Genomic DNA, 14773 nt, shown 5'->3' with positions numbered 1-14773 from the left:
AACGACAGCTGCATCGCACTCACCCCGATCACGGTGAGGCATTGTCGCGCAATCGGGCGGAGTTGTTCAGACCTTCCTTAGGGGCGCTGCTTTTGCGAATCGGGATAACGGTGCGCGTTATCGCGGGTTGCTATACAGCCGGTGCGCACAACACGGTGTGAAAACTACGCCTACTGCATCGGGGTTTTTCACGGGGCGGATGCGTTGCTGACGACGCATCGCGTGCCGCGCGCCGGGTACGTGGCCCGGCGCGTCGGCCTGCATCAGAACTTGCCGTAATAGCCTTCCTTGAGCGCATCGAACAGGTTGGCGGCGGTGTGGGTCTCGCCGTCGTACTCGATCTCCTCGTTGCCGCGCACTTCCACCACCGAGCCGTCCTCGAGCTCGAAGCGGTAGGTGGTGTTCTCCAGGTCCTTCTCCTTGACCAGCACGCCCTGGAAGGCGGCCGGGTTGAAGCGGAAGGTGGTGCAGCCCTTCAGGCCCTTCTCGTGGGCGTAGCGGTAGATGTCCTTGAAGTCCTCGTACGGGTAGTCGGTAGGGACGTTCGCGGTCTTGGAGATCGAGCTGTCCACCCACTTCTGCGCCGCGGCCTGCACGTCCACGTGCTCCTTCGGCGTGATGTCGTCGGCGGCGATGAAGTAGTCGGGCAGGGCCGCCTCGGGGTCGTCCGAGAACGGCATCGCCTTCGGGTTCACCCGCTCGCGGTAGGCCAGCAGCTCGTAGGACCAGACGTCCACCTTCTCCTTCGACTTCTTGCCCTCGCGGATCACGTTGCGCGAGTAGTGGTGGGCAAACGACGGCTCGATGCCGTTGGAGGCGTTGTTGGCCAGCGAGAGCGAGATCGTGCCGGTGGGCGCGATCGAGCTGTGGTGGGTGAAGCGGCTGCCGACCTCGGCCAGTTCCTCCACCAGCTCCGGCGCCACCTCGGCCACGCGCTGCATGTAGCGCGAGTACTTCGCATGCAGCACCTTGCCGGGGATCTCCTGGCCGATCTTCCAGCCATCGCGCGCCATTTCCGGGCGCTTGCGCAGCATCTCGGCGGTGACGGTGAAGCGCTCCTCCATGATCGGCGCCGGGCCCTTCTCGCGGGCCAGCTCCAGGCCGGTCTCCCAGCCCGCCACGGCCATCTCGCGGGCGATCTGCTCGGTGAACTCGCACGACTCCTTCGAGCCGTACTTCATGCGCAGCATGGTCATGGTGCTGCCCAGGCCCAGGAAGCCCATGCCGTGGCGGCGCTTGCGCATGATCTCGTCGCGCTGCTGCGCAAGCGGCAGGCCGTTGACCTCCACCACGTTGTCGAGCATGCGGGTGAACACGCGCACGACCTCGCGGTACTCGCCCCAGTCGAACTCGGCCTGCTCGGTGAAGGGATTGCGCACGAACTTGGTGAGGTTCACCGAGCCCAGCAGGCAGGCGCCGTAGGGCGGCAGGGGCTGCTCGCCGCAGGGATTGGTGGCGCGGATGTTCTCGCACCACCAGTTGTTGTTCATCTCGTTGACGCGGTCAATGAGGATGAAGCCCGGCTCGGCGTAGTCGTACGTCGAGACCATGATCATGTCCCACAGGTGCCGTGCGCGGATGTGGCCGTAGATCTTGCAGGCCACCAGGCCGTCGTCGCGCGTGACGTAGTTGCGGTGGGTCGGCCATTCGCGCCAGACCACCTGCTCCTCGTCGGACAGGTCGAGGTCGGCCTGCTCCTTGACGTGCACCGGGAACACCAGCGGCCAGTCGCCGTCGTTCTTCACCGCGTCCATGAAGCCGTCGGTGATCAGCAGCGAGAGGTTGAACTGGCGCAGGCGGCCGTCCTCGCGCTTGGCGCGGATGAAGTCGCGCACGTCGGGGTGGCTGACGTCGAAGGTGCCCATCTGCGCGCCGCGGCGGCCGCCGGCCGAGCTCACGGTGAAGCACATCTTGTCGTAGATATCCATGAAGGACATCGGGCCCGAGGTGTAGGCGCCGGCGCCCGCCACGAACGCGCCGCGCGGGCGCAGCGTGCTGAATTCGTAGCCGATGCCGCAGCCGGCCTTCAGCGTGAGGCCGGCTTCGTGCACCTTCTCGAGGATGCCGTCCATCGAGTCCTCGATGGTGCCGGACACGGTGCAGTTGATTGTCGACGTGGCCGGCTTGTGCTCGAGCGCGCCCGCGTTGGAGGTGATGCGGCCGGCGGGAATCGCGCCGCGGCGCAGCGCCCACAGGAAGCGCTCGTTCCAGTAGCGCTGCTTCTCGGGGGTCGGTTCGGCTTCCGCCAGGGCCCTGGCCACGCGCTGGTAGGTGGCGTCGATGTCGGCGTCCACCGGGGCGCCGGTCTTGGTCTTGAGCCGGTACTTCTTGTCCCAGATGTCGAGGGACGCGGGCTGCAGCGGGATGTCCCCGTCGCTGTGCGGGCTCTTGGACATTCCGACTACCTCCAGGCGCACCGTGCTCATTCCTGCGTCATCTCCGGTCGAGGCCGCGACAGGGCGGCCGGTGAGGGGTCGACCGACGCCTCGGCGGCGGCCGGAATAGGGCGGGTGTTCCACGCGCCGAAGCTTCGCCAAAGCGGCCGTGGAACCGCTTCCGGGGCGTCGCGAGGCGTGGGCCGGAACCGTCGTTCCGACGCCTCGCATCTCAACCTATTCCCCGTAAGCACGTCGTGAGCCACAAGATCTTGTGGCTGCGACGGACCCTCACGCTACGCTCACCGGTGGCTGCGCGTCAACGACTTGACGGGCGTTGTTGCAGGCGTTTCTCCCGTGAACCGCTGCTGCACCGCGGCAGGTCCGACGAACGGCACGGCCGCCTGCCAGGGCGGCGGCTGCGGCATGCTCGCGGCCTGCGCTTGAATCGTCGCGCCAGCGCCGCGACATCCCCGAACGTCGATCGAAGCATCTCCCCACGATGACCCCGACCCGTCCCCGCACCACGCTCCTCGTCCTCGCCGCCGCGGCGGCCTTCGGCGGCTTCGTCGCCACCGGCGCGCGCGAACTGTTCGACCGCGACGCCCAGGCCGCGCCGGCCCCGCCCGCGCTGGCGCTGCCCGCGCCCACGGTGGGCGCGCTGCCGGCCTCCGTCGCCGGCCAGCCGCTGCCCTCGCTGGCCCCCATGCTCGCGCGCGTCACCCCGGCGGTGGTGAGCGTGCATACCAAGCAGCGCGTGCGCGTGAGCCCGTTCGCCGACCCGTTCTTCCGCCGCATGTTCCCCGAGCTCACCCAGGAGCGGATCAACGAGTCGCTGGGCTCGGGCGTGATCGTCGACGCCGAGCGCCGGCTCATCCTCACCAACCACCACGTGATCGAAGGCGCCGACCAGGTCAGCGTCACCCTGGCCGACGGGCGCACGCTGCAGGCCGAGTCGCTGGGCAGCGACCCGGACACCGACGTGGCGGTGATGCGCGTGCTGGGCAGCGAGCGCCTGTCCGCGCTGCCGCTGGCCAATTCCGACCAGCTGCGGGTGGGCGACTTCGTGGTCGCCGTGGGCAATCCCTTCGGCATCGGGCAGACGGTGACCAGCGGCATCGTGTCCGCCGTGGGCCGCAGCGGGCTGCCGGGCCTGGGCTTCCAGAACTTCATCCAGACCGACGCATCGATCAATCCCGGCAATTCCGGCGGCGCCCTGGTCAACCTCAACGGCGAGCTGGTCGGCATCAATACCGCCAGCTTCAATCCGCGCGGTTCCTACGCCGGCAACATCGGCCTGGGCTTCGCGATCCCGTCCAACCTCGCGCGCTCCATCGCCGAGCAGCTGGTCAAGAACAAGGGCGTGGTGCGCCGCGGCACGCTGGGCCTGGAATCGCAGGACATCGACGAGCGCCTGTCGCGCGCGCTGGGCGTGCCGGCCGACGGCGGCGCGGTGGTCACCCGCGTCTACCCGGGCTCGGCGGCCGAGCGCGCGGGGCTGCGCTCGGGCGACGTGATCACCGCCGCGAACGGCCAGCGCATCGCCGGGCGCGATGCGCTGCGCAACTTCGAGGGCCTGCAGACGCTGGGCAGCCGCGTCACCCTCGACGTGCTGCGCGACGGCCGCCGCCTGCAGCTTTCCACCGGCCTGCAGGAACTGCCGCGTTCGCTCGCCGGCGGCGAGCTCGACCCGCGCCTGGCCGGCGCCACCTTCGCCGAGCTGCCCGAGCGCCTGCGCGCGGCGGGCCTGGGCGGCGTGCTGGTGGAGGCCGTCGCGCGCGGCTCGCGCGCGGCGCAGAATGGCCTGCAGCCGGGCGACGTGGTGGTCGCCGCCAATACCGGCGCGTTCGCCGACCTCGCCGGCTTCCGCGCCGGCTTCACGCAGCGGCCGTCAGAGTTGGCGCTGCAGATCGTGCGCGGGGGACGCCAAGGCGTGTTGCCCATCCGTTGACCGATCCATCGAACCCCCAGGAGACAGGCATGGCCACGAACAACCGCAACGGCTCCAGCAGCGCCACCACCACGACGGGCACCGGCGCGTTCACCTCGAACCTCTCCGAGGCGGGCAGCAGCCTCAAGCAGGCCGCGGTCGACACCGGCGATGCACTGCGCAACGCAGCCGTCGCCGCCGGCGAGGAGCTGCGCGTGGGCAAGGCCAACCTCAAGGCCGACCTCGCCGACAGCGCGATCGCCAGCCTCGCCGCGGCCGAGGCCGCGGGCGGCGCGGCGCGCGAGCAGGTCGACGCGCTGATGGAGAAGGGACGCGACCTGGTCGACAGTGCCGCCGAGCTGATCCGCGAGCGCCCGCTGGTGAGCTTCGGCGTCGCCTTCGCCACGGGCTGGGTGCTGGCCAAGCTCGCGCGCAGCGGCAAGTAAGCACGCGCCATGGGGGCAGGGGGCGCGGGCGGCGCCGGTCCCACGGGGCCGGCATCGGCGAGCGATGCGTCGGCGCAGGCCGGCGCGTCGGCCGCGGCTGCGTCCACGCCGGCGCCGGATCTTGCCGAATCGCTGCGCCAGGTCGGCGCTGCAGGCAAGTCCAGCTTCGAGGCCGCGGGCGATGCCGCCAAGGCCTTCCGCAGCCTGTTCTTCGCCGACGTCTCGCTGGCGCGCAGCGCGCTGGGGCGCACCATCGCCTTCGCCGGGCTGGCCATCGCCTGCGGCGCCAGCGCCTGGCTGCTGCTCATGGCCACGCTGATCGCCTTCCTGCGCGGCGCCTTCGGCTGGGCGTGGACCACCTCCATGCTCGCCGGCGCCGCGTTGAGCATCCTGGTGGCCGCGCTCGCCTCCTGGGCCGCGATGCGCTACTTCGAGCACACCCGCCTCAAGGCCACGCGCCGCCAGCTGGCACGGCTGGGCATCGGCGAGCTCGCCGACCTCACCCCCACGCCCGACTCGCCGCAGTCCGCGCGCGAGGCCACCGAGAACCTGCGCGAACGCGACGCGGCGGGCCACCCGGTGACCGACAAGCGCGGCGTCCCGGTGACGCCTCCCTGAGCCATGGGCACCTCCTTCAAGCAACTCATCCAGAAGGTGGCGCAGGCCGAGGCCGCACTCGAGGCGCAGGAGCGTCGCGTCGCCGCCGACTGGCGCCAGCTCAAGGGCTCGTGGAAGGCCGGCTGGACCCCGGGGCGGATCGTCATCGCCGGGCTGGTGAGCGGCTTCGTCATCGGCCGCATCGAGCCGATCAAGGCCGGCGCCAAGGGCGGCACGATCATGCAGATGATCACCGCGATCTCCGGGCTGCTCGCCAGCACCCGGGCGCAGGAGGCGGCCACGGAGGTCGAGCACGTGGCGCAGCAGGTCGAGAGCGTGGCGCCCGCCGCGCACGTTGACACCGTACCGCCGGTCGACGCGGTATAGCGGCCGTATGACCTCCCACGATCCGACGCTGCCGGTCGATGCCGTGGCCGGCGACGCGCCTGCGGCCGCGCCGCGCAGTGCGCCGCCTCCGCCGCGTCCGCGCGCGCCTGCCGCCGTGCTGGTGCTGGCCGTGCTGGCGCTGGGCTTCACCCTGTGGGCCGCGCAGGGGCTGGTGCTGCCCGTGCTGCTGGCGATGTTCTTCGCCCTGATCGGCAACCCCATCATCCGCGTGCTGCGCCGGGCCTACGTGCCGCGCTTCGTCGGCGCGCTGCTGGTGATCGTGCTGGGGCTGTCGACCACCGTGCTGCTGGTGGAGCAGCTCGTGCAGCCGGCCACCGAATGGATCCGCGAGGCGCCACGCGGCATCCGCCAGTTCGCGCCCAAGGTCCGCGACATGGTCAAGCCCGTGCACGAGGCCAACCAGGCCGCCCAGCGCGTGGCCCGCGCGGTCGGGGGCGAGCAGCGCCAGGTGCAGGTGGTACAGGAGTCGGGCGACCCCTACAAGCTGCTGGTCACCACGCCCAAGCTCATCAGCTCCGTGCTGGCGGTGGTGCTGCTGACCTTCTTCTTCATGGTCTACGGCGAGAACCTGCAGAAGCATGCGCTCGCGTTGCTGCCCACGCGGCAGCAGCAGAAGCTCACCGTCGACATCCTGACCTCCATCGAGCGCGAGATCTCGCGCTACGTGCTCACCATCAGCGTGATCAACGCGGTGGTCGGCATGGTGATCGCCGGCCTGCTGATCTGGATCGACGTGCCGCCGCAGGAGGCGCTGCTGTGGGGCACGATGGCCGCGCTGCTGAACTTCGCGCCCTACGTGGGCCCGCTGATCGGCATCCTCACGCTGCTGGTGATGGGCTTCCTGCGCTTCGAGAACTGGATGGCGCTGGCGCCGGCGGGCATCTACCTGGTGGTGCACACGCTGGAAGGCCAGCTGATCACGCCGATCGTCCTCGGCCGCAGCATGCGCCTGTCGCCGCTGATTCTGATCCTGGCGCTGATGGTGTTCGGCTGGATGTGGGGCATCGTGGGCCTGCTGCTGGCCGTGCCGCTGCTGGTCTGCATCAAGCTGGTGCTGTCGCGGCTGGACGGCATGGAAGGCTGGGCGCGCCTGCTGGAATAGCGCGGCCTGCCGCGGCTAGCCGAAAGGCGAGGGGCCGTAGAAGCGCTGCAGGTGCGCGGCCACCTGCGGATACGCGTCGCGCAGCAGCGCGGGCGCGCTGAAATGGTACTCGCTCGCCACCGCGAAGAACTCCTCGGGCGATTCGGCGGCGTACTCGTCGATGGGCGGCGCGCGGCCGCGGTCGAGCAGGGCGTTCATGGCGTCGAAGGCCTGCTGGAAGTCGCGCACCCAGGCGGTGTTGAAGTCCGCGGCCAGCGGGGGCGTGCCGTCCAGCATGCCGTCCAGCGCGTCGAGCTTGTGCGCCATCTCGTGCACGGCCACGCAGAAGCCCGCATCGGGCTCGGCGCAGTCGGCCTGCACGTCGGCCCAGGACAGGATCAGCGGGCCGGCTTCCCAGGCCTCGCCGATCAGCTCGTCCTCCCATTCGTGCAGCACGCCGGCGGCGTCGACGTGGCTGCGGTTGACGCGGAAGGCATCGGGATAGACGACGAGCTCGGACCAGCCGCGCAGCCCGGCCACCCCGACTTCCATCACCGGCAGGCAGCAGGCCGTGGCGAGCAGGGCGCGGTCGGCCGCGTCGAGCTCCAGCCCGCCCACCGGGGTGATCGCCTTGCGCCGCAGGAACCAGGCGGCCAGCGCCGACAGGCGTTGCGCGCGGGCCTCGTCGAGCGCCGCCGCCCACGGCAGGCGCGCGCGCACCTGCGCCCAGAGCGCGGGGTCGAGCGGGACATCGGGGGCATCGCGCCGCAGGAGGCGGCCAAGCAGGCTACGCAAGCAGGACGACGCGCCGCCTCAGCGGAACATGCCGGGCAGGAAGCTGTGCCAGCGCGGCCGGCCGGAGGCGGGGTCGCTGTCGCTGTGCAGGCTGGGGCGCGTGCGCGTCTCGCGGGCCGGGCCCGAGGCGCGCGCGGCCGGCGCGATCTTCTGCTTGGCCGGGCGCGGCGAGGCGTCCTCGTCCGCGCAGCTGCCGCCGTCGGGGCTGCTCAGCTTGACCTCGCGCGCGGCGACGCCCGCGCTGGCGAAGGCGATGAGCAGGCACAGGCAGATGCGGCGCATGCGGGCGGTCCTCGGATACCGGGAGCGAAGCCGGGCGAGCATAGCGCGATTCGGCCCCCCGGGGCGGCCGCAGGTCGGCACGCGGCGGCCGTCGCGCATAATCGGCGGATGACCCGGCCCGCTCCCGCCCCGCATGGATGAACAGGCGATCCTGAGGCGGCTGGCCGCCGGGCCGGCCTCGGGCGACGTGCTGGCCCGCGAGGCGGGCCAGACCCGTGCCGCGGTCTGGAAGCGCATCGAGGCCCTGCGCGAGGCCGGGGTGGCCATCGAGGCCGCGCCGGGCCAGGGCTACCGGCTGGCGCGCCCGCTGGACCTGCTGGACGCCGACGCCCTGCGCGCGGCGCTCGGGGATGCGGGCGTGGCCCGGCTCGACGTGGCCTGGTCCATTGACTCGACCAACACCGAACTGCTGCGCCGCGGCGCGCCGGCGCGCGGAGTCGACGTGCTGCTGGCCGAACGCCAGACCGGCGGGCGTGGCCGGCGCGGGCGGCCCTGGCAGTCGCCGCTGGGCGCCAACCTCTACCTCTCGCTCTCGCGCGCCTTCGAGGGCGGCCTGGCGCGGCTGGGCGGGCTCAGCCTGGTCGCCGGGCTGGCCGCGGCCGAGGCGCTGCATGCGCTGGGCTTCCCGCAGGTCGCCCTCAAGTGGCCCAACGACCTGGTGGTCGACGACGGCCGGGTGCTGCGCAAGCTCGGCGGCCTGCTGGTCGAGGGGGGCGGCGAGCACGGCGGGCCGGTGAGCGCGGTGATCGGGCTGGGCCTGAACGTGGCGATGCCGCCGGAGAGCGGCGCGCGCATCGACCAGCCCTGGATCGACCTCGCCACGCTGGGCCCTGCGCCCGCACGCACCGCGCTGGCGGCCACGCTGGTGCGCCACCTCGCGGCCGCGCTCGAGGCCTTCGACCGCGAGGGCTTCGCGCCGTTTGCCGGGCGCTGGGGCGCGCTGGACGCACTGCGCGGCCGCGACGCCGAGCTGCACCTGCCCGCCGGCGTCGAACCCGTGCGCGTGCTCGGCCTGGGCGAGGGCGGCGCGCTGCGGGTGGAAGGTGCCGACGGCCGCGAGCGCGACGTGCACGCCGGCGAAGTCAGCCTGCGCGGGCGCGGCGCATGAGCGCCTGGCTGTTCGACCTGGGCAATACGCGCCTGAAGTGCGCGCCGCTGGCCGGCGATCGCGCCGGCGCGGTGACCGCGCTCGCGCACGACGGGCTGGAGGGGCTCGATGCCGACGCGCTGCACGCGCGCCTGGACGCGGCATTGCCCGCGCGCATCGGAACCGCCCACGTGGCCAGCGTCGCCCGCGAACCGCTTCGCGTGGCCCTGCTGGACGCGCTGACGCGTCGATGCGCGCGCATCGAGCTGGCACGGACGCTGCCCGGGCTGGACGGGCTGCGCATCGCCTACGCCGAGCCCTCGCGGCTGGGCGTCGACCGCTTCCTGGCCATGCTGGGCGCGCGTCGCCAGGTGCATGGCGCGGTGCTCGTCTGCGGCGTGGGCACCGCGATCACGCTGGACCTCGTGGACGCCGACGGCCGCCACCGCGGCGGTCGCATCGCGCCCTCGCCGGACCTCATGCGCGAGGCGCTGCATGCGCGCGCGCCGCACCTGCCCCTGCAGGCCGGTTCCTGGGTGGACTGGGCCTGCGATACCGGCGATGCGCTGGCCTCCGGCTGCCTGGGCGCTGCCGCGGCGCTCGTGCGCGAGGCCCAGGCCACGGCCGCCGCGACGCTCGGCAGCGGCGTTCCGCTGCTGATGCATGGCGGCGGCGCGCGGGCGCTCCTGCCTGCGCTGCCGCAGGCACGCGAACTGCCCGCGCTGGTGCTCGACGGACTCGCCATCTGGGCCGGCGCGGTGCGATGACCGGCGCCCGGAACGCACGGGCATGCCCCAGGCGGCGACGTTGCGACCTGCGTCCATCCCGGCCGCATCGGCGCGCTGGCTAGAATCGCCCGATGCTGCTGCGTGCCCTGCTCGTGATGCTGGTGGTGCTCAACGCGGGCGTGGCCGCGTGGTGGGCGCTGCGCGAGCCCCCGCAGCCTGCGTCCGCTGTCGAGCTGCCGCCGGGCGTGCCGCGGCTGGAACTCGTCGGCCCCGGTGGCGCGTCGGCGCAGGCCGCGAGCCCGCAGCCGGCGGCCTGCTACCGCTACGGCCCCTTCCGCAACCCGCGCGCCTTCGAAGCCGCACGTGATGCGATCGCGGGCGACGTGCTGTGGACGGCGACCGCGCGCGAGCTCGCCGGCGCGGCGCGGGGCTGGCGCGTGGTGCTGCCGCAGCCCACGCGCGAACAGGCCGTGGCCACCGCCGCGCGCATCGGCGCCGCGGGCTTTTCCGACTACCTCGTGCTGCCCGCCACCGGGGCGGACGCCAACACCATTGCGCTCGGCCGCTACGGCAGCGAGGCGGCCGCGCGCGATCGCGTGCAGGCCCTGTCGGCCGCGGGTTTCCCGGCCGTCGCCGAACCCGTCGGCGCGCGCGAGGTGCTGTGGCTCGACGTCGCCGCCGCGCAGGGTTTCGACCCCGCATCGGGCACGCTCGGCATGACCGGTACCGCGATTCCCTGCGCCGGCGTGCTGCGTGACGGGCGCTACACTATCGGCGCGCCGGCTTAGCTCAGTTGGTAGAGCAACCGCCTTGTAAGCGGTAGGTCGTCGGTTCGATTCCGACAGCCGGCACCAGCGCGGCAAAGAGCCCCGGACGCTTGGCCTCGCGCGACGGGGCGCCCATCGCGGAAGTTGCACGCCCGGTGCCGGCGCCAGCATGCGCATGCGCGATGAATCCCGGCCAAAGCGCATGCCAGCACGGCCGCTGCCCGCGGCGGGCGTTCATGCGGGCCTGCCGGGAGCACGCCCCGAGCGCCGCTTACAATCGCATCGATCCCCCATGCCGCAGGCCGAGCGATGAAGTCCCGTACCGCCGTCACCCTCATCGGCGCACCCACCGACGTCGGCGCCGGCCACCGCGGCGCACGGCTGGGCCCGGAGGCGCTGCGCATCGCCGGGCTGGGCGAGGCGCTGCTGGCGCGCGGGCTCGACGTGCTCGACCGTGGCAACCTCGACGGCCCGCGCAATCCCTGGGCCGATGCGGTGGACGGCTACCGCCACATCGCCGAGGTCACCGAGTGGAACCGTAACGTGATGGACGCGGTGTACGCCGAGCTTGCCGGCGGCCGCATGCCCATCCTGCTCGGCGGCGACCACTGCCTCGGGCTGGGCTCCATCACCGGCGTGGCCCGCTGGTGCCGCGAGAACGGAAAGAAGCTGCGCGTGCTCTGGCTCGACGCGCATGCCGACTTCAACACCAGCGAAGTCACGCCCAGCGGCAACATCCACGGCATGCCGGTGGCCTGCCTCTGCGGGCTGGGCCCGGAACCGCTCACGCACCTGTCGGGCACGGCGCCCGCGGTGCGGCCGGACGAGATCCGCCAGATCGGTATCCGCTCGGTCGACGAGGGCGAGCGCCGGCTCATCCGGCAGTACGGGCTGGACGTCTACGACATGCGCTACATCGACGAGGTGGGCATGCGCGCGGCGATGGACGAAGCGCTGGCCGGCCTCGACGAGGACACGCACCTGCACGTGAGCTTCGACGTCGACTTCCTCGACCCGTCGATCGCGCCGGGCGTGGGCACGACCGTCATGGGCGGCCCCACCTACCGCGAGGCGCAGCTGGTCATGGAGATGGTCTGCGACACCGGCCGCTTGGGCTCGCTGGACATCGTCGAGCTCAACCCGCTGATCGACGACCACAACCGCACCGCGGTCCTGGCCGTGGATCTGGTCGAGAGCCTGTTCGGCAAGTCCACGCTGCTGCGCGACTGAGCCGCCGCGGCGTCGTCGCGTCGCGAAGCGGGCGGGCCGTCATCGCGTTCGTAACCGCGCCCGCGGCCTTGGCGGGTGCAGGCGCCGGCTCCGCCGGCCGCGCGCGCGATGCGGCCACCGGGATGAACCGCGCATGAGGAGGCGCACGGCACTGCAGGCGGCAGTCCACATCCGTTTCACGGCGGCTGGCGTGTCATCGCCCCACGAAATTCCCCATGCCCCGCCCGCGGGGTGGACTCCCAGGAGATGACACCATGAAGCGTCTGACTGCCCTGCTGCTGCTCGCCCTGTTCTCGATGAGCACCCTCACCGCCTGCAACACCATGGCCGGCGTCGGCAAGGACGTGCAGAAGGTCGGCGACAAGGTCGAGGACAAGGCCGAGGACTGCAAGGACGGCAAGTGCTGATCCAGGCATCCGCCATCGCCTGAACATGGAAAGGGCCGGAGCGATCCGGCCCTTTCCGTTTCCACGGCTCTGCGGGCGGCGTTACCAGCCGCGCGGCGGATCGGGCACGAACCCGCCGGGGAAGGCGCGCGGCTCGTCGCGGTGGCGGCCGTAGCCGCGGTAGGGCCCGATGCCGCGCTCGGCCAGCGCGCGTGCGTCGTCGTAGCGCAGCTCGACCACCTGCACCGGATGCCGGCTGGCGCGCACGAAGCCGGTGCGCGATGCGGGCGCGTACTCGCGGCGGCCGTGGCCGGTGCCCAGCTCCTGCGCGCGCGACTTCGCCAGCTCCGGCGCCGACGTCGGCGCGGCCGGCGCCGATTCGGCCGCGGCGTCCTGGCCGGCCTGCGCGCGTGGCAGGTACACGCGCGGCGGCGGCAGGCGACGCGCTTCCTGGAACACGGCGATGCCGATCACGCCCACGTCGTGCGGCCGCCCGGTGCGCGCGGCGTAGCTGTCCCCGAAGTCGGCGAAGTAGAACTGGGCGACATCGCGCAGGGACTTGCGCCAGCCCGCCACCTCGGTCGTCTGCCAGGGTTCGAGCACGTAGCCGCCCTGGCCGGTGTCGGCGGTCTGGCCGGAGATCGCGTTGACGCCGTCGACGCTGAGCACCACCAGCACGCGGGCGGGGCTGTGGTTGGTCAGGCGCACCGCGTAGCGGTGCCCCGGCATGCCGGGCACCCAGCGCTGGCCGCGGTGGGCGTACTGCGGCAGCTCGATGCCTTCCTCGCGGTCGACGATCGACAGCTCGACCGGACCGTCGCGGTGGTACTGGGCCTGCGCCAGCGGCGCGGCGAGGGCGAGCAGGGAGGCGAGGGCGAAGGCGCGGGTTCTCATGGCGGTGGCCGGGGTGGAAGGTGTGTGAACTAACGCACGCCCGGGCTTAACGGGGTTGCGATCGCGCGCCCTCCGTGCCGTCCGCGTTCACGCTGTGTTGCCGGGCCGGCCGCCCGGGGCCACCGACGGCGCGGGGTAAACTCGCGCACCGCCCGTTCGCCGCATCGCAATGACCCGCACCCGCGTCCTCACCGGCATCACCACGTCCGGCACGCCGCACCTGGGCAACTACGCCGGCGCGATCCGCCCGGCCATCGAGGCCAGCCGCGATCCGTCGGTGGAAAGCTTCTATTTCCTCGCCGACTACCACGCGCTGATCAAGGTGTCCGACCCCGCGCGCGTGCAGCGCTCCACGCTGGAGATCGCCGCGAGCTGGCTGGCCTGCGGGCTCGATCCGCAGCAGGTCTGGTTCTACCGCCAGAGCGACATCCCCGAGATCCCCGAGCTCACCTGGCTGCTCACCTGCGTGGCGGGCAAGGGCATCCTCAACCGCGCGCATGCCTACAAGGCGGCGGTCGACAGGAACCGCGAGGCGGGCGAGGACGACGATGCCGGTATCACCGCCGGGCTCTTCATGTACCCGGTGCTGATGGCCGCCGACATCCTGGTCTTCGACGCGCACAAGGTGCCGGTGGGCCGCGACCAGATCCAGCACATCGAGATGGCGCGCGACTTCGGGCAGCGCTTCAACCACCTCTTCGGCGAGCACTTCACGCTGCCCGAGGCCGCCATCGAGGCGCACGTGGCCACGCTGCCGGGCCTGGACGGCCGCAAGATGTCCAAGAGCTACGACAACGTCATCCCGCTGTTCGCCCCGCGCGAGCAGCTGAAGAAACTGATCTATTCGATCGTCACCGACTCGCGCGCACCGAACGAGCCCAAGGACGCCGACGCGTCGAACGTGTTCCAGCTCTACCAGGCCTTCGCCACCGCGGAGCAGGCCGCGGACATGCGGCGCGCGTTCGAGGCCGGCATCGCCTGGGGCGAGGCCAAGGCCGCGCTGTTCGAGCGCATCGATGCCGAGATCGCGCCGCTGCGCGAGAAGTACGAGGCGCTGATCGCCCGGCCGGCCGAGATCGAGGCCATCCTGCGCGACGGCGCCGCGCGCCTGCGCGCGACCTATGCCACGCCGCGGCTGGCACGGCTGCGCGAGGCGGTGGGCCTGCGCGACCTGTCGAAGGCGGTGATGGCCGTGTCCAGCGAGGCGGAGAAGCCCGCGCCGGCGACGTTCAAGCAGTACCGCGAGGCCGACGGGAAGTTCTACTTCAAGCTCGTGCGCGGCGACCGCGTGCTGCTGCAGAGCGGCGGCTTCGACGCGCCGCGCGAGGCCGGCCAGCGCGTGGCCGCGCTCAGGCAGGCGGGCCGGCTGGACGACGAGGCGCTGCTGGCCGACGGCGCCACGCGCGAGGAAGCCGACGCCGCGCTCGCCGAGCTCGCGGAGGCCGCGGCATGAGCCCGCAGGTGCAACTGCACCTGGCGCTGATCCTCTTCCTGCCCTGGTTCGCGATCCTGGGCGGCCTGTTCTGGTTCTATCCGCGCGCGCCGCGTACGCCGGCGCGCCGCGCGTTCGACATCGCCTCGCTCGCGGTGGCCGTCATCGCGTTCGTGGTGACCATCCGCTGGGGCCATGCGATCGCCGAGCCCACCGGCAGCGCGGGCAACATCTGGCGGCAGGTGGTCGCCACCGCCACCGGCTACGGCGTGTTCCTGGCGGTGATGACGCTCGCCTTCTTCCTGCGCCGCGGCTGGCTGCGCCGCCACGGCTGA

16 protein-coding genes and 1 tRNA gene are annotated in these 14773 nt (G+C 72.4%); 13 read left to right on the top strand and 4 right to left on the bottom strand.

The annotated features are described in order from the left end of the window. Positions 1 to 263: 263 nt before the first annotated feature. Complete coding sequence (locus tag EYQ95_RS15875) at positions 264 to 2426, bottom strand: adenosylcobalamin-dependent ribonucleoside-diphosphate reductase (RefSeq protein WP_132328191.1); 2163 nt, start codon at positions 2424 to 2426, stop codon at positions 264 to 266. A gap of 451 nt (positions 2427 to 2877) precedes the next feature. On the opposite strand from EYQ95_RS15875, the gene EYQ95_RS15870 reads away from it, so the two are divergent. The 5 genes from EYQ95_RS15870 to EYQ95_RS15850 are packed head-to-tail and all read left to right on the top strand — an operon-like array spanning position 2878 to position 6858. After that, complete coding sequence (locus tag EYQ95_RS15870) at positions 2878 to 4326, top strand: trypsin-like peptidase domain-containing protein (RefSeq protein ID WP_132328190.1); 1449 nt, start codon at positions 2878 to 2880, stop codon at positions 4324 to 4326. 29 nt (positions 4327 to 4355) lie between these two features. After that, a complete protein-coding gene (locus EYQ95_RS15865) occupies positions 4356 to 4751 on the top strand; it encodes a hypothetical protein (protein ID WP_243699950.1) in 396 nt (131 codons plus the stop codon). 9 nt (positions 4752 to 4760) lie between these two features. Next, a complete protein-coding gene (locus EYQ95_RS15860) occupies positions 4761 to 5369 on the top strand; it encodes a phage holin family protein (RefSeq protein ID WP_207916474.1) in 609 nt (202 codons plus the stop codon). Positions 5370 to 5372: 3 nt separating this feature from the next. Beyond that, positions 5373 to 5735, top strand: coding sequence for a hypothetical protein (locus tag EYQ95_RS15855; protein WP_132328189.1), 363 nt, complete (start codon positions 5373 to 5375; stop codon positions 5733 to 5735). A 7-nt stretch (positions 5736 to 5742) separates the two neighbouring features. Beyond that, positions 5743 to 6858 carry an AI-2E family transporter gene (locus EYQ95_RS15850; RefSeq protein WP_132328188.1) on the top strand — a complete coding sequence of 372 codons (1116 nt, stop codon included), beginning with the start codon at positions 5743 to 5745 and terminating at the stop codon, positions 6856 to 6858. A 15-nt stretch (positions 6859 to 6873) separates the two neighbouring features. Here the strand turns inward: EYQ95_RS15850 and EYQ95_RS15845 are convergent, their stop codons facing one another. Continuing rightward, positions 6874 to 7632, bottom strand: a complete 759-nt coding sequence (locus EYQ95_RS15845; RefSeq protein ID WP_370451266.1) for a zinc-dependent peptidase — start codon at positions 7630 to 7632, stop codon at positions 6874 to 6876. An 18-nt stretch (positions 7633 to 7650) separates the two neighbouring features. Further along, a complete protein-coding gene (locus EYQ95_RS15840; protein WP_132328187.1) occupies positions 7651 to 7914 on the bottom strand; it encodes a hypothetical protein in 264 nt (87 codons plus the stop codon). Between the two features lie 133 nt (positions 7915 to 8047). Between EYQ95_RS15840 and EYQ95_RS15835 the strand changes: the two genes are divergently transcribed. The 6 genes from EYQ95_RS15835 to EYQ95_RS15810 all read left to right on the top strand — a co-directional run bounded on the left by EYQ95_RS15835 (position 8048) and on the right by EYQ95_RS15810 (position 12133). Then, positions 8048 to 9022, top strand: a complete 975-nt coding sequence (locus tag EYQ95_RS15835) for a biotin--[acetyl-CoA-carboxylase] ligase (RefSeq protein WP_132328186.1) — start codon at positions 8048 to 8050, stop codon at positions 9020 to 9022. Continuing rightward, positions 9019 to 9768, top strand: a complete 750-nt coding sequence (locus EYQ95_RS15830; protein WP_132328185.1) for a type III pantothenate kinase — start codon at positions 9019 to 9021, stop codon at positions 9766 to 9768. Before EYQ95_RS15835 ends, EYQ95_RS15830 begins: the two co-directional genes overlap by 4 nt. A gap of 92 nt (positions 9769 to 9860) precedes the next feature. Beyond that, positions 9861 to 10517, top strand: coding sequence for an SPOR domain-containing protein (locus EYQ95_RS15825; protein WP_132328184.1), 657 nt, complete (start codon positions 9861 to 9863; stop codon positions 10515 to 10517). After that, positions 10508 to 10583 (top strand) — tRNA-Thr (locus EYQ95_RS15820). Before EYQ95_RS15825 ends, EYQ95_RS15820 begins: the two co-directional genes overlap by 10 nt. Before the next feature lie 222 nt (positions 10584 to 10805). After that, the gene (gene rocF / locus EYQ95_RS15815) at positions 10806 to 11726 is read left to right on the top strand and encodes an arginase (protein WP_132328183.1); all 921 of its coding nucleotides are present in this window, start codon (positions 10806 to 10808) and stop codon (positions 11724 to 11726) included. Between the two features lie 254 nt (positions 11727 to 11980). Next, positions 11981 to 12133: an entericidin A/B family lipoprotein gene (locus EYQ95_RS15810; protein WP_132328182.1), complete on the top strand. Its 153-nt coding sequence runs from the start codon at positions 11981 to 11983 to the stop codon at positions 12131 to 12133. A gap of 81 nt (positions 12134 to 12214) precedes the next feature. Here the strand turns inward: EYQ95_RS15810 and EYQ95_RS15805 are convergent, their stop codons facing one another. Then, a complete protein-coding gene (locus EYQ95_RS15805) occupies positions 12215 to 13006 on the bottom strand; it encodes a hypothetical protein (RefSeq protein ID WP_132328181.1) in 792 nt (263 codons plus the stop codon). A 169-nt stretch (positions 13007 to 13175) separates the two neighbouring features. Here EYQ95_RS15805 and EYQ95_RS15800 point away from each other — a divergent pair, with 169 nt between their 5' ends. Next, entirely contained in the window at positions 13176 to 14459 is a 1284-nt protein-coding gene (locus EYQ95_RS15800) for a tryptophan--tRNA ligase (RefSeq protein WP_132328180.1), read from the top strand. Continuing rightward, complete coding sequence (locus EYQ95_RS15795) at positions 14456 to 14773, top strand: hypothetical protein (RefSeq protein WP_132328179.1); 318 nt, start codon at positions 14456 to 14458, stop codon at positions 14771 to 14773. The genes EYQ95_RS15800 and EYQ95_RS15795 overlap by 4 nt, the downstream gene beginning before the upstream one ends.

This window comes from Lysobacter sp. N42 (genome assembly GCF_004344885.1).
Note: the sequence above shows the minus strand (reverse complement) of the source record. Positions and strands in the feature narration are given on the sequence as shown.